Annotated in this window: 21 protein-coding genes; 20 read left to right on the top strand and 1 reads right to left on the bottom strand. The window is 37.7% G+C overall.

Features of this window, described 5'->3' with window-relative positions; translation table 11 throughout:
* Positions 1-2 precede the first annotated feature (2 nt).
* The 3 genes from NV377_RS06375 (at position 3) to NV377_RS06365 (ending at position 3280) form a co-directional block, all read left to right on the top strand.
* Complete coding sequence (locus tag NV377_RS06375) at positions 3-1211, top strand: terminase small subunit (RefSeq protein WP_258200307.1); 1209 nt, start codon at positions 3-5, stop codon at positions 1209-1211.
* A gap of 16 nt (positions 1212-1227) precedes the next feature.
* The gene (locus NV377_RS06370; protein WP_258200386.1) at positions 1228-2652 is read left to right on the top strand and encodes an AAA family ATPase; all 1425 of its coding nucleotides are present in this window, start codon (positions 1228-1230) and stop codon (positions 2650-2652) included.
* Between the two features lie 208 nt (positions 2653-2860).
* Positions 2861-3280, top strand: a complete 420-nt coding sequence (locus NV377_RS06365) for a hypothetical protein (RefSeq protein ID WP_258200306.1) — start codon at positions 2861-2863, stop codon at positions 3278-3280.
* A gap of 335 nt (positions 3281-3615) precedes the next feature.
* Here the strand turns inward: NV377_RS06365 and NV377_RS06360 are convergent, their stop codons facing one another.
* Complete coding sequence (locus NV377_RS06360; protein WP_258200305.1) at positions 3616-3795, bottom strand: hypothetical protein; 180 nt, start codon at positions 3793-3795, stop codon at positions 3616-3618.
* A gap of 197 nt (positions 3796-3992) precedes the next feature.
* Here NV377_RS06360 and NV377_RS06355 point away from each other — a divergent pair, with 197 nt between their 5' ends.
* The 17 genes from NV377_RS06355 (at position 3993) to NV377_RS06275 (ending at position 21087) form a co-directional block, all read left to right on the top strand.
* Complete coding sequence (locus tag NV377_RS06355; RefSeq protein ID WP_258200304.1) at positions 3993-5444, top strand: basic helix-loop-helix domain-containing protein; 1452 nt, start codon at positions 3993-3995, stop codon at positions 5442-5444.
* Positions 5445-5449: 5 nt separating this feature from the next.
* Complete coding sequence (locus NV377_RS06350; protein WP_258200303.1) at positions 5450-6730, top strand: hypothetical protein; 1281 nt, start codon at positions 5450-5452, stop codon at positions 6728-6730.
* A 2-nt stretch (positions 6731-6732) separates the two neighbouring features.
* Complete coding sequence (locus NV377_RS06345; protein ID WP_258200302.1) at positions 6733-7101, top strand: head decoration protein; 369 nt, start codon at positions 6733-6735, stop codon at positions 7099-7101.
* A gap of 15 nt (positions 7102-7116) precedes the next feature.
* Positions 7117-8133 (top strand): major capsid protein, encoded by a 1017-nt coding sequence (locus NV377_RS06340; protein WP_258200301.1) that lies wholly within the window; start codon positions 7117-7119, stop codon positions 8131-8133.
* Positions 8134-8146: 13 nt separating this feature from the next.
* On the top strand, positions 8147-8533 hold the full coding sequence (locus NV377_RS06335) for a hypothetical protein (RefSeq protein WP_258200300.1): 387 nt from the start codon (positions 8147-8149) through the stop codon (positions 8531-8533).
* Complete coding sequence (locus NV377_RS06330; RefSeq protein WP_258200299.1) at positions 8523-8951, top strand: hypothetical protein; 429 nt, start codon at positions 8523-8525, stop codon at positions 8949-8951. Before NV377_RS06335 ends, NV377_RS06330 begins: the two co-directional genes overlap by 11 nt.
* 10 nt (positions 8952-8961) lie before the next feature.
* A complete protein-coding gene (locus tag NV377_RS06325) occupies positions 8962-9537 on the top strand; it encodes a hypothetical protein (RefSeq protein WP_258200298.1) in 576 nt (191 codons plus the stop codon).
* Positions 9534-10115, top strand: a complete 582-nt coding sequence (locus NV377_RS06320) for a hypothetical protein (RefSeq protein WP_258200297.1) — start codon at positions 9534-9536, stop codon at positions 10113-10115. The genes NV377_RS06325 and NV377_RS06320 overlap by 4 nt, the downstream gene beginning before the upstream one ends.
* Positions 10116-10119: 4 nt before the next feature.
* Complete coding sequence (locus tag NV377_RS06315; RefSeq protein ID WP_258200296.1) at positions 10120-10554, top strand: hypothetical protein; 435 nt, start codon at positions 10120-10122, stop codon at positions 10552-10554.
* Between the two features lie 10 nt (positions 10555-10564).
* Positions 10565-10771: a hypothetical protein gene (locus NV377_RS06310; RefSeq protein WP_258200295.1), complete on the top strand. Its 207-nt coding sequence runs from the start codon at positions 10565-10567 to the stop codon at positions 10769-10771.
* Between the two features lie 26 nt (positions 10772-10797).
* Positions 10798-11589 carry a YomU family phage tail tube protein gene (locus NV377_RS06305; protein ID WP_258200294.1) on the top strand — a complete coding sequence of 264 codons (792 nt, stop codon included), beginning with the start codon at positions 10798-10800 and terminating at the stop codon, positions 11587-11589.
* Between the two features lie 60 nt (positions 11590-11649).
* On the top strand, positions 11650-11982 hold the full coding sequence (locus tag NV377_RS06300) for a hypothetical protein (protein WP_258200293.1): 333 nt from the start codon (positions 11650-11652) through the stop codon (positions 11980-11982).
* Positions 11983-12434: 452 nt separating this feature from the next.
* Entirely contained in the window at positions 12435-17411 is a 4977-nt protein-coding gene (locus tag NV377_RS06295) for a phage tail tape measure protein (RefSeq protein ID WP_258200292.1), read from the top strand.
* Positions 17408-17959 (top strand): phage tail domain-containing protein, encoded by a 552-nt coding sequence (locus tag NV377_RS06290; protein ID WP_258200291.1) that lies wholly within the window; start codon positions 17408-17410, stop codon positions 17957-17959. Before NV377_RS06295 ends, NV377_RS06290 begins: the two co-directional genes overlap by 4 nt.
* A 5-nt stretch (positions 17960-17964) precedes the next feature.
* Positions 17965-18408, top strand: a complete 444-nt coding sequence (locus tag NV377_RS06285) for a phage tail fiber protein (RefSeq protein ID WP_258200290.1) — start codon at positions 17965-17967, stop codon at positions 18406-18408.
* A 24-nt stretch (positions 18409-18432) separates the two neighbouring features.
* Positions 18433-18948, top strand: coding sequence for a phage distal tail protein (locus NV377_RS06280; RefSeq protein WP_258200289.1), 516 nt, complete (start codon positions 18433-18435; stop codon positions 18946-18948).
* Positions 18949-18960: 12 nt separating this feature from the next.
* Entirely contained in the window at positions 18961-21087 is a 2127-nt protein-coding gene (locus tag NV377_RS06275; RefSeq protein ID WP_258200288.1) for a phage tail protein, read from the top strand.
* Positions 21088-21098: the final 11 nt, after the last annotated feature.

Here is a 21098-nt window from a genome sequence, read left to right as displayed (position 1 = left end):
TAATGGGAAGACCAAGAGATCCAAGAAGAGACAAAGCTTGGGAGATATACAAATCAGCAAATGGAGAAATCAACCTTACTGAGATTGCTTCCCAACTTGAGATATCAGATGGAACAGTCCGAGGATGGAAAGCTAAGGATTCATGGGATAAGAAGCTAACAGGAGATCCTAAAATAACAGAACGTTCCAATAAAAAGAAAAAAGAACATGTTGCTACTCCAAAAGGTAAAGATTCACTTAATTTGGTGGATGATGAGTTATTCATAGAAGCAGTAAGAATAGTGGCCGAGGCGAAGCAAGCTTCGGCTTCTTTATTGGAAAGAAGAATGAGAATAGGACATACAAGGGCTTCAAGTTTAATTGATAATATGGAACGTAAGAAGTTAGTAGGACCATATCAAGGAGATAAACCTAGGGAAGTCTATGCTACATTAGAAACTATTAGCGTATTGGAACAGGAGAATACTTCAAAGGAACGGAACACTCCTAAAAAACAATTGGAACGCTCCATAAATAAGGAACGTTCCGAAACAAATAGAAACACTCCTATAAAGATAGAAGAGGTTGAAGCTGAGTTACCTGAAGTGCCAGATGATGAAGGATTAACACCTAAACAAAGAATCTTTGTGATGGAGTATCTAAGAGACTTTAATGCTACTAGAGCTGCCATTGCTACAGGTTACAGCAAGAAGACAGCTTATTCCATTGGATGGGAACTGTTGAGGAAACCTGAAATAAAGTCTGCTATTCAAAAACGAACGGAAGAAATAGCTTCAAGTCTCGGATTAGGCATACAGAGAGTCATTGCTGAATATATGAAAATCGCTTTTGCTGATATAACGGACTTTGTAAACTTCGGCAAAGAAGATATGCCACTCTTCAATAAAAAAGGACAGCCTGTATTAAATGAAGATGGTTCACCCATGACTCAAGCAGTAAGTTTTGTGGATTTTAAAAACGATAGTGAAGTAGATGGAACGATTATCAGTGAAGTTAAACAAGGTAAGGATGGAATTGGAGTTAAGCTTCATGACAAAATGAGAGCTCTTAAGGAATTAGAGAAATATCTAGGTTACATGTCTGAAGTAGATAAATTGAAGGTTGAAAAACTTCGCTTGGAAGTAGATAAACTAAAAAATGGGGATGAAGATTCAGATGAATCTCTAATTGAAGATTGGGTAACTGGAGTGATGGGGATTGAAGAAGAATGATAGTCTAACTAAAAGGATGAAAGCTTTTCAATTACGTATTCCTGTATATAGAAAGAGTCCAAATACGTTCTTTAGAGAAATATTAAGTTTCAATCCTGATAAGTGGCAAGAAGAGGTTTCACAAGATATTGCTGAACATCGTTTTGTATCCGTTAGATCAGGGCAAGGTGTTGGTAAAACAGCGCTTGAAGCAGCTATAGCTTTATGGTTTCTAAGTTGCTTCCCATTTCCACGAGTAGTATGTACAGCTCCTACAAGGCAACAGTTAAATGATGTTCTTTGGTCAGAGATCAGTAAGTGGCAGTCAAAGAGTCCTATTCTAAAGCGAATTCTCAAATGGACTAAGACAAAGATATATATGAGAAAGCACGAGGAACGTTGGTTTGCAACGGCTCGTACAGCAACTAAGCCTGAGAACATGCAAGGATTCCATGAAGACTACATGCTTTTCATTGTCGATGAAGCATCTGGTGTTGATGATCGGATAATGGCTGCTATATTTGGTACATTGTCAGGAGAATATAATAAACTATTTATGTGTGGGAACCCAACTAAAACTAGTGGGTTCTTTTTTGATTCTCATAATAGAGATAGATCGATATATAAAACACATCAGGTATCTTGTCTTGATAGTCCAAGAACAAGCAAAGAAAATATAGAAATGCTTAAGCGTAAGTATGGTGAAGGAAGTGACGTATACAGGGTTCGTGTGCAGGGACAGTTTCCGCGTGGCGAAGCTGGTACATTCATTACATTGGAGGCAGCGGAGCATGCAATTAGAGAAGTACAGATTGAAGCTACTGGTACAACTTTGGTTATAGGTGTAGACGTGGCTCGTTATGGAGACGACGAAACAGCAATGTATGCTGGCATAGGTAAGAAGACAGTCGGCCAACATAGTCACTTTAAAGAAAGTACAATGGTTACCGTGGGAAATGCTATTCGATTGGCAAAAGACATGCTCCAGCAACATCCAGAAGTAGAAAATGTAAAATTCAATGTAGATGATACTGGAGTCGGCGGCGGTGTAACAGATCGGCTCATAGAAGTTATCAACGAAGAAGGGTATGGATGGGAGGTCGTTCCAGTCAATAATGGATCTTCATCGTTGGACGAATATTGTGCCAATCTAGTTACTGAAATGTGGCAGTCTATTAGGACTGACTTGGAAACTAATCTAACTAATTTTATCAACGGAGATCCAGGAGTTATGCAGTTACCAGACGATGACACTTTGATTTCACAGTTGGCCACAAGAAAATGGCGAATGACTTCAAAAGGAAAAATGATCTTAGAGAGCAAGGATGATATGAAGAAACGCGGACTCAAGTCACCTGATAGAGCTGATGCATTCGTTTTGACGTTTGGAGAGTATTTTGTACAGCCAGACGAACACATAATGATGCCTTCTATTGGTGGAGTAACGATAAAAAGAAGATAACGAAATTGTATAACAATAAAAAGAATTTGAGTGATTGACTAAAGACATAAAATAGCATCAATTGACAACATTGTTGGTAGTCATATGTTGATGATCTATGTATATTTGAATAATAAGGAAAAAATTGCGTAAAATTACGAGATTCTTTCAAAAGGTATGTTAAAATAAAGTGTAATAAAAATTGGGTGTAAAGGAGAAATAAGTAATTATGGGAAGAATAATTAGTGTTAGTTTGATTGGAGAAGAGGAATTAGTAGTAGTTTGGGGAGTCAAAGAAATAATAGGAATTGAACCAAGAGAGGAACTTGATTTTGATGTGTCTGTCACATATTATAGTGAATTTAAAGCTACAGAAATGACCTTTCAATTATCATCCGAAAATATCGAAACTAGAAACTTCAATATAGTTTTTAGTTTTGAAAATAATACAAGAGCATTAGAATCCTTAATTAATGGTAAACCGTTGGTTTTATTTTATGCTGATGCACCTACAAAAGAGCTTCTTAAAGTTGGTGATATAAATGCATTAATGAATGAATATGGAGGCGTACATCTTTACTTACCAAGTAATACAAAAGATGAAATACAGTTCCATGGCACCTTGTATCAAGCTGCTAAAGGAGATTAATGTAATATCTGTAGTAACTCCGAACAAATCCGATGATATTATTAATTCATAGAAGTATAGCAAGTTTACAGAAGGTCAGGAAAAATTCCTAGCCTTCTTTTTTGTGTTGCGGTGATATCTCAATAAGTATATGTCCTACATAAAGAATACCTGATTAGGCTTGAAGTGGCTTCTATCGCGATATCTGTTATTCATGTTTTGGGAAAGGTCATATCTGCACATCTTGTCATTTAACTTTGAAAATGAATGAAATGATGAGTACACAACAAAAGTCGTACGGAGAAATGTTCCTACGACTTTTGTTGGAACTGTCAGTAAGTTGATGATCTCAAAGGTCATTTTTTGTGCTTTGTGGGATCAACCAACTTATAACCTTCTCCAGGATTTTGTGTTGGTGGCAACGGTTTTCCTTGAACTGATGTAACTTCTCTACCTTTATCTCCACCCCTAGGTCCAACAACGCCATACTGACCGGAAGTAGGTGTGGGTGTTCCGGGCTTTAATTTATCTGCCATGTATATCACCTCCTCTTAGTAATATTGTACTAGGTGATAGTTTCCAACAGCAAGGAATATAAACCGAGTTTAAACGACAATAAACAAAATAAAATAATCTAGATGATGGGATTTTTAAAGGAATATTCGTAGTAATGTCGTAGAGTTACCATGATATTCTATATTTATAGAAATCCGCAAAGAGAGGCGGTGAACACTTGAAATGGTATCATAAAGTAATTTATTCATTTGCAATGAATGTATTACCGACGTCTGTAAAACGTCAGATGATGGGAATAGGTAGAGCTACTACCCCAAAGAGTGCTAATCCTTGGGGAGTATTTAATTGGTTACCCAAGAAGTATCAACAGGCGCATAATATCGACCTTACTAAACTTCAAAGCTATACAGCGGAAGAATTACTGGAACTTCTTATCTCCGTTCATCCAGATGTATCGTATGCCTTGTACACTTATTTAAGAATGGGTGACACACCAATAACTTTTACTGCAAAGAAAGCTAATGGAAAAGATGATAAGAATGGACAGAAGGTATTAGATGAACTCAAATCAATGCTCAATACGCCATTATCGTCACCAGGTTATCAACATGGACGTTCGTTAGATAAAGTTGATACCATTCAACGAATGATGGTAATGGTTCGCGGAGCTTGTGCTGGTGAGGTTATTCTTAATGAGCATTGCAATGATATCATTGATATCGTACCCGTTGATCCGTCACTAATATGGTTTAGGAGAGATTCAGATACTGATCGTTTAGTACCGTGGCAGTATGTGAAACATCCGAAAAGGCGACAGGGTGAGGAATGGTTCGGATTATATAAGAAAATCGACACGCCAACATTCATTTATGAAGAGTTTGATCCAATGGTTGACGATCCATATGGACGATCACCTATGTTACCGGTGCTACAAGTTGTATTCTTCCATCTTCAAGTTTTGCAAGATTTGAAAGCTGTCGTTCATAATCAAGGCTATCCTCGATTAGATATTTCGATAATGGAAGAGATTATGATTAAGAACATGCCTAAAAGTATAGCTAATGATCCAACAAAGCAATCTGCCTATTTAAAAGAACGTATGGAAGAGATTCAAAAACATTTCGAGTCTCTTAATCCGGATGATTCACTATTCCATTGGGATAATGTAAAAGTTGAATATCTCAAAGGTGGAAACGCGGGACCAATGATCGATATTAAGAAATTGATCGATATCATTGATACACAAATGGCAACATCATTAAAGACATTACTAACTATTCTTTCTAGGCATCAAGGTTCGACTGAGACATACAGCTCAATCGATACACAAATATATATTAAGAATGTAGAGTCCGCACGGAGCGTTACCAAACGTTTCTGGTTACGGGCTTTTTCTTTGTCTGCAAGAATTCGAGGGACACAAACTCAGGTTGAAGTAGATTATTTACCTATCGACCTACGATCAGAGAATGAAGTTGAGAGAGATAGGCGTTCAAAAATCAATAACTATATTTCGGCAGAAAAGAATTTTTACATCACACCAAGTGAAGCTGCAGAAGAAATTCGTTGGACATTGGGGCTTAATCCTAATATCCCTGAAGAATTGATAGTGAAGTTAGAAAAGAAACATGAAGAGAAAGAATTTATTCCATCAGAAGGAGGTGAATAAACAAAATGGGGAAACCAACAAGTGAACAATTAGCCAAAATCAACCAACTGGCAAGAGTTCCGCTAACAGAGGAAGAAGCGTATACGTTTCAAGCGAAATTAGTAGGTGACAAAGTTATTCCAAGGCGTTTTTCTCGAATAACACCTAATTTTTTGCGCAAGATGGCAGATCAAGCAAAACAGGGTGTTTCATTACTATTAGATCACTCATGGGCAAATTTGGGCATCATGACCATCCCTCTAGGTCGGACATATGATAGCAGATTGCAACAAGAGGGTGATGAGTATGCCCTTTATGCTGATCATTACATGAAGCTTGGGCAAGAACTCAATGGGATTAAGGTTGATCAACTTGCGGATGGAATTGATGCAGGAACTATTTTTGATACCTCCATCGGGTTCTATACAACAAAGCATAACTGTTCCATCTGTAACGAAGGTTACTTTAGTGGTAAATGCGAACACTTCCGAGGGATGGTATATGAAGGAGTTACCTGCATTGTAGAAATGGATGACGGGGGACTGATGGAGAACTCCTTGGTGTTTGATGGTGCATATCCAGGTGCTGGGGTTGTTGGTTTAAGCAATATTGATAACGTTGAATTAACAACAGAATGGGAACAGTTATCCGAAGACACAAAATCACTGAATGGTGATGAACGTGTCTTTTATTCGTTCAGCAATAAATCTGGACTGGTTGGTTACGTGCCAAGACAACAAAATAATATTGAGGATAAGAAATTATCCAAAGGAGATGGAAATGTGACAGAAGAACAAAAAGCAGCTGCACTTGCAGCGCAACAAAGTCAAATAGCGCTAACGACAGCTACTGGATTACTAGGTCAAATTCGAACGGCATTAAGTGTAGAATCTGATGCGGATATACTTGCTAAACTTTCAGTAATTAACGATCAAGCAGAAGATGGAAGAACGTTTAAACTGAAAATCGTTGATGAAGCATGCGGTGCTGGTGTACGTGCGCTTGGAGAAGCTTTTAATGTGGAAGTAATGAAATTGTCTCTTAATGGTCTATCTGCAGGAGAAGTAGAGAAAATTCGTGATTCTTATAACGCACAAGCACAAGTCATTTTAGGTGGTGGCGGTCAACATACTCAAGGCTCAAAAGTTGAACTTCCATCCGGTGCGCTAAGTGGAAATGCGCCAGGTAATCCGCAGGACAATGGAGACAACCAAACACCAGAACAATTGCGTGCTGCTGCAAGGGAAGAAGCAAGGACAGCTCTTAAGAACACTGGTCATGGAAATCTGATGAAGGAGGACAAATAATTATGAATTATGCTCAATATAATGGTGCTCCTGGTCCGGGGGCGATTCATACGCAAGAATTTATTGAAGTTCTTGCTTCAACAGATCTTCAAGCTCGGTTGCCAGGTGGTGTTCTTTTGGCAAAAGGGAATGGTGTTATAAAAAAAGGAACAGTTCTTGGGAAAGTTACCGCAACTGCTAAGTTTGTTCCTTATAAATCCGATGCAACAGATGGTTCACAGAAAGCGGTTTGCATCCTTGACAACTCACATGACACATCTGAAACAGACATCGGTGCATCTGCGTGGATTTCTGGGATTTTTCATGAATCTAAACTGACAGGCATTAACGAAGCGGCTAAGACAGCGTTGCGTCTATGCTACTTTGTATAAGGGGGCTAACTACTTATGGCTATTAACGTACTTGATCCGTTATTTCTTACGGAAGTGGTTCAAAACATTCGTACTGATATTAATTCTTTCCGTGGTGCTCAGTTGTTAACAGGTGGTGTTGACTTAAAAACAGAGCGTGGTCTAACTATCGAATATGATATTACCTATGATGATACAGGTATGACACCACCAACAGGATTGAATGATCCATCTCCAATTCATACACCGCCTGTAGTAAAACATATGAGTTTTACTAACCAAGAGTGGAGAGAAAAAGTCATTATTGATCGTGAAAAGATGGCTGTACTACGTCAACCAGGTAACAAGTTAGATCAACTTTGGGCTGAAGAATACATGATTGAACGTATGGTTGGGCTGAATGCTCGTCTTGAAACTCGCTTTGAGTGGATGCGTTGGCAGTCCTTAACAGGAAATCTTATCATTCCTGCAACGGTAAATAAACCAGCTGTCACTATTAATTATGGAGTTCCTGCTAGCAACAAGCCAACAGCTACTGTCCTCTGGAGTGATACTGTAAATGCAGATCCTCTTAAGGATTTGGACGATTGGATTCTTCGATTCCGTGGTAGTGGTGCAAGAGCAGTGAAAATCATTGCTAACAAAAAGGTCGATACGCTTCTTAAGCAAAATACAAAGATTCGGGAATTGTTGAAACATACACATGGTAAAAATATTGTTACAGCTGACACGCTAGCAACAATCATCGATCAGAACTTAAATGGTCTTCAATACGAAGTGTATGACGGTGGATACATCGATGATTCAGGTAATTTCTTGCCGTTTATTCCTGATAATGCTGTAATTATTGTTGGACAAGGCATGACAGGATCAATTATGGATCTTGTAACAAGTCCGAACAACTATGAAGACATTTTCACTGGCCACACTGGTAAGTTCGCTCTTCCTAAATTAATTCAAGGTGATCCTGATCAATGGCAAGTTATCAATGGTGCTACAGTGCTACCGAAGTTAAAATATGTCAACTGGCATATCTTCGGTACAGTGGCTTAGGAGGATACATTCTATGGTTATTGTTAAAGTACTCGTTGATGCTGTTGGAGAATACAATGCAGGGGACATCGTAACCGATGCCCCCGCAGGTCTTATTGAAATCGCTAAAAAACAGACACGAAATGCAGCAACAGGAGAGTTATTAGCTGTTATCGTTGAAAGTAATGAAATCTTAAATAACGAACCTTCTGAGCGCGAACTTGAGCTTCAAGTTGAATTAGAACAATCGATAGCACGAGAAGCAGAGCTCCAAGAAAAATTGGACAACTTATTGTTGGATAACGACCTAAAGGAGCTAAAGGCGACAGCAAAGGAAATGAAAATTGCTGGATATACGAAAATGAACGCTGAAGAATTGAAAGAAGCAATCGCCGTAGGCGGTGGTGGGAATGACGAATAGAATTCTCAACACCGACACTTATCACGATGAAGTCAGAAGTCGTTTAGGTGTTGGTGAGGATGTTGTGTCTAACACTGAAATTGATGCGCCTTCAGTTATTAAAATTGCAGAAGCAAAAGTTATTTCGAGCGTTCCTAATTACGATGTTCTCGAAGAAAATGAAGTTGATTATCTGTATGCCGCTGTTGTATGTATGGTAGCGGCTATTCTTGCTCCTTCAATGAGTGCTCGTATTAAAAAAGCCAAGAAGGATTTTGACTTCACTATTGAAAACCGAGAAGTGAATTGGAGTAACTTAAAAGATCAGTTAATGGAAGAAGTAAATGAATTGATTTCACTTATCGTTGATGGGAATAGTCCTGTTATACCGGTATTTGGTCTAGCAGGTCCAACGAGATTCAAAGAATCAAACGGATGAGGTGAATCATATGTTTTATGAGTTCTCGCATCGGTTTACTCCTTGCCTAGTTGATGGTAATGCGGAGAATGTAGTTTTATCTAGGGAAACCAAAGCAACGACTGTAATGGGCAAAGAATACGTCTATAACGGTCTATTATCACCTAAATCAGCAATTGAATTAGGAATGATCATTGAGACGGATGTTTCTTTTCTTGTTTTAACCATGCGTACTACTGTTGAACGAGATAAGTATTGCTCTTTACTGAAAACGAACGCTTTGGTTGAGGTTCAAAGATACAGTCAAACCTATGATGCGTTATACAATCCAGTGGGCGGACCATCTTTTAAATCAATTGAGGTGGGTGTGAAGTGCTTTGTTCAATATGTTAGTGCTCAACTTCGAATGGATGAGCCAGGTCTATTAGCAACTACAAGCTATGTTCTTGTTCTACAAACAACTGTTGATGTAAGAAAGCCACAAGATGAATTATTGCTATCACCAGATCGCATTATGTTAGATGGACGACCTTATCAAGTTGATGTGGTTGATGGTCTTAAATATCCGAACTTGCTTCACGTTCAGTTATCAGAGGAATTGCGATGAGTGATGGCTATACAGGATATAACTATCAATTGGCAGAGCGCGATCTAAGAAATGAACTAATTAAAGAGGTTATCTCTTTATCAGAACTAGTTGAAGAATCAGCCAAAGCGAACATCAGGTATTACCCAGAGATTCGTAATCATTTAAGAAGAAATCTAGAAGTATTAGCTTCGGATGTATTTTCTATGGAAATTACTGCAGATTATTGGCAAGCGTGGCTTGAGCAATTTGGTAAAGGTTCATTAATGGCCGGAATACAAGATAATCCTGGTCTCGTGAATTATATGAATTCAGAGCTTTGGAATAGATATCGCTCTCGCTCTTCTAGGGTCGTTGCTGGTCGTGGAACGGGAAAGTATAAATCTATTGATGGGACGATAAAATCTTCTGGTGGTCGTATGGCTGGGGTCGATCTTGAGGAGTTAGCAGGAAGAGGGGAGATTGATAGAAGTTTTGGTCCTACACCACCCACTTTCTTTTTGAGACAAGCTTTACAATCTAACAGAGATCGAATCTTACAAGGTTTACAGAATGTCATTCTTACTTTTCCGTATCACAATTATTTCAAAATGAGGTGAGGATTTGAGTCAAGAATTAATAGAAGTTGTTTTTAGCCAATTGATATTAGATGAGATATTTATGGCTTATTTTGCTCTAACCCCATTACCTCCAGCCGAGAAAGTTGTGAATCGGATAGTCAAGGGTTTGGAGATTGATTCCACATTCATTAGGGAAAACATTCCTCAAGTTCAGATTTATGTGATGCCTGGTCGATTTGGTCGTAATCCACTTGTTTTCGAAGGTAAATTTTGTTTAGACTTTTACGCTAAGAGTTCAGTGGATGCTCGTAAGATGGCAGGTAGAGTATTTAAGATCCTTCATGACAAAAACCTTAGATCAGAGATTGTAAATACATTTCGATGTAGTTTAACTTATGACACCGACTTTGGTACTGGTATAACAGGTGTAAAGGCGTATAAAGCAATTTACGATGTGGATTATATCAGAATGAATTGAGGTGATAGTTATGCGTGGTAAGAAGGATAATGTTAATGAAGCAGATGAAAAACCAGCAATGATATCAGAGCTAGAGAAACTTACTCAAGAAAAGATATCACTAGCTACCAAGCTAGGTCTTTTAGGTGCTGTACTACCGAAAGGTGACAGTTACAAACAAACGAATGAGTATAGACGCATCCAAGAAATAGATAAGCTCCTATGGGAACTTATATAAATTAATTTGAGGGGTAGGAAATTAATATGAATCCAATTGTTATGGATGGTGTAGGTACGATTTGGTTTCGCGATGAAGAAGGGAATTTGAAATATGTGGATGAGAAGATCAATAGCGTTATCTTTGCTCCTCAATTCCAGTGGACAAAAGTGTTTGGCGGTCAATCAGGATATCCATTCCATTTGACTGCACAAGATCTTCAAGATATTGTTACAATCGAAGTACCTCGTTACTCTCCAGCTCTTGCCGAGATCACACAAGGTTCAAAAACAAAAGTAGGACCTAAGAAGATGGATGAGATGGAAGAAGGTATCCTTTCAAATGATGGTTATCAGATCAAAGGGTTAGAAAAATACAACATTACAGGAATCGTCGCTGAAAGTGATGAAGTTAATGTAAAGGATGCTAACGGAAATCTTAAAAAGTTGGAGCGTGTAGCTGCAACGCCTACTGTTGAGCAATATACGATCACATCAACAGGTCTAATTAAATCGGCAGATGAGAACAAAGACAAGGTTATCTTGGTAACGTACAAATGGTCAGCTGAGAGTTCAGAAGCTACTGCATTTGACGGTTTACGTAAACCTAAGCCATTTAAATTTGTGCATCGTTTTGAATTACTTGATGATAAAACTCGTCAAACCGTTCAATGTCAACTTACCATTTACAATGCAATTGGTGGCGGTACTACTAATATCGGCGCTCAACGTAAAACACCTTCAGTTAACCAGTTACAACTAGAAGTACTTGAAGGATATGTATCACCTGATAATCCAGATGGCATTGCAGCGGAAATCGTATTTGCATATGTATCATAATTTGCGGTCCCTTATTTCATATTGAGGGGCTGTTCTTTTTATAATTAGGAGGAATGACTTGTGGATAAAAAAGATAACTTAGATCAAACTTTAAATTTGGGTACAGAGATCAGATTATCTGAAACTCTTAAGAAACATATCAAAATAGGTACCATCAAAACCATTCGAGATCTACGTAAGCTCATGAATGGTGTGAAATATAACTTTCAATTTTGTATTGGTCGTGAAAAAGGTTGGTTTGGTGATGATAAATTTGATTTCCCAGAAGCAGAAGCTAAGTATCGCGAAGCCTTCAATACTGTGCTAGATGGTGGCTTATCTGATGATGAATATGATAGCGTTGACGAAGAAGGAATTAAGGAGTTAGATAGTCTCCTCACTCGATTTCTATGATGAATCATTTCCTCACGATCCGGATGATGAGGAAAACGAAGATAGTAGTGAGAATGAAACAACCGATTACTTAGCTTTATGGGCTCTTTGCATTAGTATGGGCGTTTCTGATAGAGATTGGGAGAACCTTACATTCTTGAAGATACAAGCTTTGACTAAGCTAAAGAATTGTAAGGATGAGTTTGAAGTGATTATACATGGTGGGAAAATAGAGAAAAAACCTAAAAAAGCGAAGTATCTATCTGATTTAGGAATTTAAGGGGAATAGCTAAGGAAAATTTTCCTTAGCAAGATAGTAAGGCGCACTGTACTTCGGTATAGTGCGCTTTTTTGCGTTATATCTGAAGTAAACACGAAGAGAATCAGATTTACAATTAGATTAGATATTTACAGACTAATGGGGGCTCAGTGGAGCCTCCTATTTTTGTGCCTAAATGGGAGGTGATCGTACGATGGAAGGATCGAATAAAGATGTCGTAGCTGCTCGAATTAATCTAGATATGACTAAAATTCTTCCTGGGTTTAAGCAGCTTGACGAAGGTGCTAGAAATAATGCACAGTCATTCGAGGTATTGAATAAAGAATTAGCTGAAACGCAAAAGATGTACAACGCCATTGCAAGTGCAGCTAATAAATCAGCGTTAACATCTGAAGAACGTAGGAATAAAATATTGGCTGAATCAGACGCTTTGGTTAAACAAAGAACTGCTCAAGCTGAGTTATTAAATGCAAAGAAAAATCAACTCGATCAAACAAATAAGATTACGGAAGAAAAATTAAAAGCACAACAGATGATTGTTAAGCAACGTCAAGACGCAATCTTACAACAAGAATCTGAGCATCAAAAGAAATTAGTGGTGATACAACAGAAATCACTTGTGGCTAGTAGTCAAGAAAACTTGAATCAAACCAAAATAGACCGACAATTCCAAATCATGAAGAATGGTCATCGTAAACTTGAACTGGAAGAAGAACGACACCATGCAAAGATGGCGCAGCAAGCACAAATGTTTCAGGCTAAGATGGCACAAGTCTCAAATGATGCTTCTGTTTTAAATCGATCATCTCAATATTTATTAGCTGGGTCAATGTACTACTCTATCATTCGTGGGGCAACAGAAGCGATTAGTGTAATTAAGTCATTTGAATATGAAATGGTTAATGTTAAGCGTGTTATGGGTGATACAGCAGATGTTGAATTTGTAAAGAAATCTGCAATCGAGAATGCTAAAGAATTTGGATATGCTTTGACAGAAGTCGGAGAAGTATACACGCTCATAGCGCAACAAGGATTTAATGAAAGAGAAACGGAAGCTCTTGCTGGTACTGCGTTAATGGCAGCTAACGTAGAACAATCATTTTCTAATGCTGCACAAGCTCAAGAACTGATGACTGGGGCTATTCTTAACTTAGGGTTAGCTGCTCAGGACTCGGAGAGATTGCTAGACAAACTCAATGAAGTTTCAAATAACTTCCCTACAACATCCAAAAAGATTCTAGAAGGTATGAACCGTGTAGGGGCTTCAGCTATTAACGCTAAGGTTGAAGTAAATGACCTAATTGGATATTTAACGGTACTTAACCAGGCAGGATTTACTGGATCAGTAGCAGGAAATGCAATAAAGTCTTTCATTTCGTTCTCAAGTCGTGATATTGCTATTGATAAGCTTGAAAAATATGTAGGCACGATCAAGCATGCAAACGGCGATATGATGGGATTTTCAGAGCTTTTAGGTAAGATTGCAGAAAAATGGGATACGCTCGCCGATGCACAAAGACATGAGATTACACAAGCGGTCGCTCGTGGTGATCAAGCTTCTCGTTTTATCTCTTTAATGAATAACTACTCTAAAGCAATGGAAGTAGCTGCAGTAGCTGAAAACTCATTCGGATCAGCTCAACGAGAAAATGCACTAGCTATGACTACGTTAGAGAAACAAACTTTACAACTTAAAGCCGTTTGGGATGAGTTCGTCATTACTTTAGGTGATAGTGGACTTCTTGCGATTCTAAAAGAGGTTGTTCACACTGGGAAGTTATTAATTGATGGTTTTAACTCACTTCCAGAGCCGATTAGAGATACAATTACCGTTACCTTACTATTAGGAACTGCAATCATGACGCTCAACACTGGAATGCGACTAATGACAGGTCAATCGATTATATCTATGGTGACAGGTTTAGTTAATGCATCAAAAGGAATGTTGGGTTTAAAAGTAGCTACAGATGTTGCTACTGTTTCTCAAAGAGCTTTTGTTGCCACACCGATAGGTGCTGCATTAACAGCAATAGCATTGGCTGTAGGCGTAGCAACAACAGCTTGGTCTTATTATGCAGGTGCTCAGAATGAAGTTAATGGTTCAACCAACACTAATGAAAGAGATGCTTATGCATTAGTTGGACGCTATAAAGAACTAAAAACAATTATTGATAGTAATACGTCATCAAGTGAAGAAATCACATCAGCGAAAACTGAACTTGCTAATGTAATAGAGCGAATTAGCAAACTCATGCCTGAATTTGTGTCAGGTTGGGATGAAAATGGTAATGCGTTGGATGTTAACATTGAGAAAGTAAAAAACTTCACGGAAGAGTATAAATACGCTCTTAGAAGCATTGAAGAAGAAGAACTGAAGAATTCGACAAAATCAAGGGATAAAATCAAGGAAGAACTTGATCTATACCTAGAATATATCAATGCAAAAATAGATGGAAATAAAGAACTAGAATACTCAAATAAAATGCTAATGGATCTCAGATCAGGAACACAAGGGAGTCTTGATGAAGTAGAAATAGCTAATAAAATTGTTGAGTTAAATGGAAAACTCGAAGAATTAAATGAGAAAATTAAAACTAGTCAACAATCCTTAGATACCCTTAACGGAATAACTTCAACTTCTACTGATGAAATGAACAAATTAGTATCAGAGTTAGAGGACGGAGAAACAGTAGCGGATGACTTTGCTGATTCTATGAAGGAGATTAAAAAAGAAATTGAAGATGCCAGTTCAGCTATTAAGGAACTGGTAGGTGTTCAAGAAAACTTAGCCAAAGGTCAATCCTTAAATGCATCAGAGGCAGCGGATTTGATTAACAAGTACCCTGAGCTCACTTCTAGAATTTACAAAACGGCTGATGGATGGGCATTTGAAGAAAAAGCTGTTGAAGCGCTAAGAAAAGCTAAAGTGCAAATGGCTATTGATGCTTTAACAGCAGAGAGAGACTCAGCAAACGCTACAATTAATGCAACAAATGATCGAATGGAAGCCTATGGCATTGAAATGGATGGTATACGTAATTTGGCTGAATTAAGAGCTCAATTATTAAGTGCACAATCCAATAAAACGGCAATGGAAAGCACTGTATACACAGGTATGGTTCCAGATATATTCAGCAATAACTCTCTGTATAATTTTATGGTTGAAGGATTAAACGAAACCATTGTTAAAGACAAAATGAAAGCTGAAGATGCAGAATTAGCTAAAATTGAAGCACTCTATACCGATTACTTTAATTCACAAGCGGAGTATGATGAAAGATTAAAAGTATTAACGGATCTTTATAGTGATCCTGATTACGGAAAAAGTTCTTCATCTGGAAAAAAATCATCTAAAAAAAGTGCGAAAAATGATGCTTTTTCAAATGCTCAAAAGCAAATTGAACATGAAAAAGCGATGGATCGCATTACTTTGGAACAAGAATTAGTGATGTGGCAGAACTTGCAAAAGGAATATGCTATAGGCACAGAAGAACGAATGAAACTTGACGAGAAAGTATATGCCATACAAAAAGAAATTATAGAAGCGGATAAAAGAAAAGCAAAAGAAGCCTTTGAGAGCTCTTTAAGCTATATTAACCATCAAAAAAACATTCGCGAAGTCTCTGCTAAAGAAGAATTGAAAATGCTTCAAGAGATTCAGGTTAAGTATAAAGCAGGTACAGAAGAACGAATGAAATTAGATGAAATGGTTTATGCAGCTAAGAAAGCTCAAATCCAAGAAATTTGGTCAATGTCTGAGCAATGGATATCACATGAAAGTGCGATGGGGAGGTTATCTAAAGAGGCAGAGTTAGCAGCTTGGCTGCGTGTGCAAGAAAGATATGCTAAAGGTACCGAAGAACGAAAAAAGGCAGATGAGCAGGTTTATGCAGCTCAGAAAGCTCTCGTTCAAGAAAGTATCTCGAATTCTGAAAAATGGATTGCGCATGAGAAAGCGATGGGGAGATTATCTGAAGAAGAAGAATTAGAAGCTTGGCTACGAATTCAGTCTAGATATGCTAAGGGTACAGAAGAACGAAAAAAGGCAGATGAGCAGGTTTATGCTCTGAGAATGAAATTAATTAGCAATGAAGAGAAGAAGCTAGAAGAACTCTATAAAGTTCAAACAGAAGCCATTGAAAAAATTAAAAAATCATCTATCGAAGCAATAAAAGCGGAACGCGATGCCTTTGTTGAAGCTCAAGAAGAGAAGATAAAAGTGATAGAAGATCTCATCGCTGCGGAAAGGCAACAATATGAGGACGATGATTATGAAAAGCTATTAGCGGAGAAACAAGCTAGAGTTGCTCTTCTTCAATCTGCTGTTGGTCCCGAAGGAATCAAAGAACGCGAAGACCTTCTTAAAGAAATCGAAAAAATGCAACTCGAAAGAGAAAGAGAATTATACATTCGAAGTCTTGAAGAAGAAAAGAAAAAATTAGAAGATGAGAAAGAGCAACAAAAAGATGCCTATGATGATCAAATTGATCAATTAGAAACACATTACGACAACATGATTGAAGCGTTAAAAGGATTCGGTACAGATGTTGAAAAACAAGCAGAGGAACTCAAGCAACTTCAAATCATGAAGGAATCTGAGAAAAACACTGAAATTCTTAATCAGTTAGACATCTTTATCGCTGATTATAAAAGTAGAATGGCAACCATTAGTAATCTGACAAATAGTGATCCTAAAGAGGCAGATCTAGCAGAATATAATTCGAATAAGGATGCTTGGGATAAAGCTAAAGCGATTAACGATAAAGAAACCATGAAATCTCTATCTCAACGCAATCAAGATATACGAGATAAATATGGAATAACGCAAGATACTGGGAAACTTCAACATTTTTCAGATGGTGGAAAAGTAAAAGGTATAAGAGGGCAAGCCGTACCGGTTGTTGCACATGCTGGAGAGTTGGTGCTCAATGACATACAACAAAGTAATCTGTTCAAGCTTCTAAATCTATCTCTTCCAAAATTAAATTTTAGCATGCCTAGTTTTAGTATGGCTGCTGGATCTGAAAGTTCTGTTGTTAATCATAATTACTATACCGTTTCAACTGGTGATGTTAATATTGATGATTCGTCAACAGCTAAGTCTTTTTGGAATGAGAGAGATAATTTAGTTAGAAGAATTCAATCTAGAGGAGGAGGGAAAACACGATGATTGAAGCTTGGATTGATGGTGTGAAATGGTCATCTATTGGAATCAAAATCATCAAGAGGGATATCCCTCCTCTTCCTGATACAAGGGATTATAATGTGCAAATTGCAGGAGAAGATGGAGAGGTTGATTTTGGATCTGAATATGGGCCAAGAATCATCAATCACGAATGCATACTCATTGCTGATGATCCAAGGCTAGATTATCAAGCTAAGGTTAGGGCAGTGGCTAAGCTGTTTGATGCAAAGCGAGGAGAACGTTATATCACGTATAGCGATCAACCAGGTAAACAATATCGTGCAAGATATGCAGGAACTTTGCCAATTGAGAAAATAATTTTTGATGGAATGTTTCAACTTCCACTAAAGATGCATAAACCCTTTCCTGAGAGTGAAGAAAGATTAGTTGAATTAGAAGTAACGCAATCTCCTGGAATAATTACAGTTCAATCGGACGGCGATTTAAGCGCTCGTCCGATTTTTGTGTTAACAAACAACGGTACAACAACGGTTAATGGATTTACATTATTAAACGAATATGAAACGGAGTGATTTCAATGACATTAGCAGTCTCGAATTATTTAGCGGATAAACTATTAAATGGTGTATTTAGAGGGCAAGCTTATACTTTTCCAGCAACAGTGTATATCGCATTATATACTTCTAACCCAACAGCTGCAGATACAGGTTCGGAGGTTTCTGGAGGTGGGTACGTTCGGAAAAGCGTTACATTTAGTGCGCCGGTTACTGAGAATGCAGAAATATATCATCCTGGAATTGGAGCATTAGTCACAGTACCAAGAAGAACGATAAAAAGTAGCGCTGAAATCGTTTTTCCTGTGGCAACAGCAAACTGGAACCTCATTACACACGTTGCTATTCGAGATGCCTTAACTGGTGGAAATCTATTATATTATGGAGCAGTCACTAATCCGAAAACGATATCTGTCTCTGACATCATTAAATTCCCTGTTGGCGATGTCGTATTAACTCTCAATTAATGAAGATAGAAAGGAGGGTTAATTTTGTTTAACCAAACTGGTTTTAATAGTACTCCGTTCAATCGATCGTATACATTAGACGTGCTATTCTCTGTCCGAATGGATGTTAATGGTGCGTCTACTTTTTCACCAGGAGCAGTCTATTCAGCATCTATCGAGATGAATGGCGAAGGTTCGGCAGATGCGAAATACATTCGTGAAATGATCAATTCTATTGTCATGAGTGGAGAAGGAAGTCTAACTTCAAGTGTTATTCGGGAAACCTTGATGAAAACGATAATGAATGGTGATGGTGATCTACATGTTCAACCTAAAAAGTTTCATATTGATTCCATAACTGTAAATGGACCATTTGCTCCTGGAGATAAAATCATCATTGATTCTAGTAAATTCAGAGTATCGAAAAACGGAATGATTATTGGCTATGACGGAGATGTATTTGACGTTAATCCAGGAGTAAACACAATAACGTATAAAGATACTGTGACTGGACGTAATATCCTAGTTAGAGTGTCTTATCGTGATCGATATTTGTATTAAGTGGGTGACTAAATGAAACGACTAGCAGTTTATGACAGAAACATGAGCCACTTAGGCGGTTTAGGACAAGCGACGGATGTATTACGTAGTAGACGTATTAATAGTGACTATGAGCTAACATTCGTTGTTCCCATGTCTAGTGAGGATTACAAGGTTATCGAATTAAAAGGACATGTTAAAGATGAGCGAGGTCAGTATTATGTGATTAATGATCGATCGCGTAAACGAGACGGTGTGAAACGATTAGTTGAGTTTAACTGTACGCATATCATGTTTAAACTAGCTGAATTCAAATTCCCCTATTCCTCTTATATTGATGAAGCATATGGTGTATCAATAAACACCTTGTTATTATCTATATCCTCTGCAACAGGTGGTAATTTTACATTCTCTGTCGATGATTCTTTTGATCTGAAAGATATAAAGGACTTTGGCAGAGGAGATTGTTTGCAAGCATTAAACAAAGTGGTTGAAATCTATGAATGCGAGATTGAGCCTGATAACTTTAACATTCATATTAAAAAGCAAATTGGAATGAATCGTGGGTATGAAGCAAGAATCAAAAAGAACATCATTAACATTAACTTCAAGGACAGCAGTAGAGCACTTGTAACACGTATGTACAGCCAAATGAAAGATGGAAGAACATTTATTGGTATGTCAGCATCAAACCTCACCACAACGGAATATGCTCTCTTGAATGCTATACCTGGTGCAATCGTAAATGGTGTAATTCGAGTGAATTACTTAATATCACCGTATGCTGCTTATTGGTCAAATACAACGAATACCTACTTTGATGGAGAAGTCATAAATCAAGATATTGAAGATCCATTAGAGTTATTGAAATTTACTAGAAAATCATTATTAGAAAATGAAGTTCCGGTAATTGACATTACTCTAAACGTTGCTGATCTTCATCGAATCGATTATCAAGAACCTGAAGTGTTTCTAGGAGACACCATTAAAATTCACGATCCTGAAATGCAGATTATGGGGATTACAGCTAGAGCAATGGAATTGAAAGAACCTTTGTTCAGTCCAGACAAGCAACCTGACTTTACACTGGCTAACTATTATCTAAGTGATTATGATGATATTCTTGCTGACTTGAATAAATCAAAACAGATCATTGATAACATCATAAGCGGAGGTAAAGTACGTACAGAAGCGTTTGAAACCTTTGCAGCTCAAGCAGTACACGATATTAATAATTCGAAAACTGAAGTTATTTATGATGAACGAGGGATTATATTAAAAAGCAAACTAGTTACGAATGATCAAGTAGTATTATCATCTAAAGGACTCTATATCACTCGTGATGGAGGACAAACAGCAGAGGCAGCACTTACAGCAGCTGGGCTTGTAGCAGAAAAAGTAATAGGTAAACTAGGTAACTTTATTGAAATTGAAATCGGCGTTTTGAATAATGTATTCAAAGCCAATCAAAATGGAATACACCTTGGTCATCAGCAATTCGCTAGTTCTCCATTTAGGGTTAATATGGCAGGACAATTAACAGCCTCTCAAGCGAATATTACTGGTACTATACACGCTACAGGAGGAACGTTTTCAGGTGGTATCGTTGCTACAGGTACAATTACTGGTGGTACGATTTATGGGGCAAAGATTTCTACTGGAACAGCATACCCACTAGCAGAAATGTCTGCAACAGAAAAGTTATTTAGAGTCATGTTATCCGCAACTAACTTTGCAGAGTTCAATTCTGATTATAGTTTATCTTCTCAGAGAGTTGCATCACTTAGGTTTGTTAAAGATTCAGATCAATTAACCATAGGTTATGGTGCAGCTTCAAGTGGACAAATGGGAATCTATTCTAATAAAACTCTGATACTAGGTGGTCTAGCTGGTGTTTATGCTGTCAGAATGGATGTTGGAGATTGGAGTTTATTGTTTAATAACTCTAATGGTAGAACTCTTCAGCAAGAACTTAACGCACTAACATCTTCTATAGGTTCGTTAATAACAGCAATTAATGGTAAGGCAGACAGTGGAGCATCTACTGGATTAGCAGGACCATATAACGCAGGAATTCCTATTGGAACTCAACTCATGAAGGGCGATGGAACTACAGTTACATGGAATGGTATTCCTGCACACTCCCATACCCAGAACTAATGTGGTACAAT

It is taken from the genome of Paenibacillus endoradicis (genome assembly GCF_024721975.1).
Note: the sequence above shows the minus strand (reverse complement) of the source record. Positions and strands in the feature narration are given on the sequence as shown.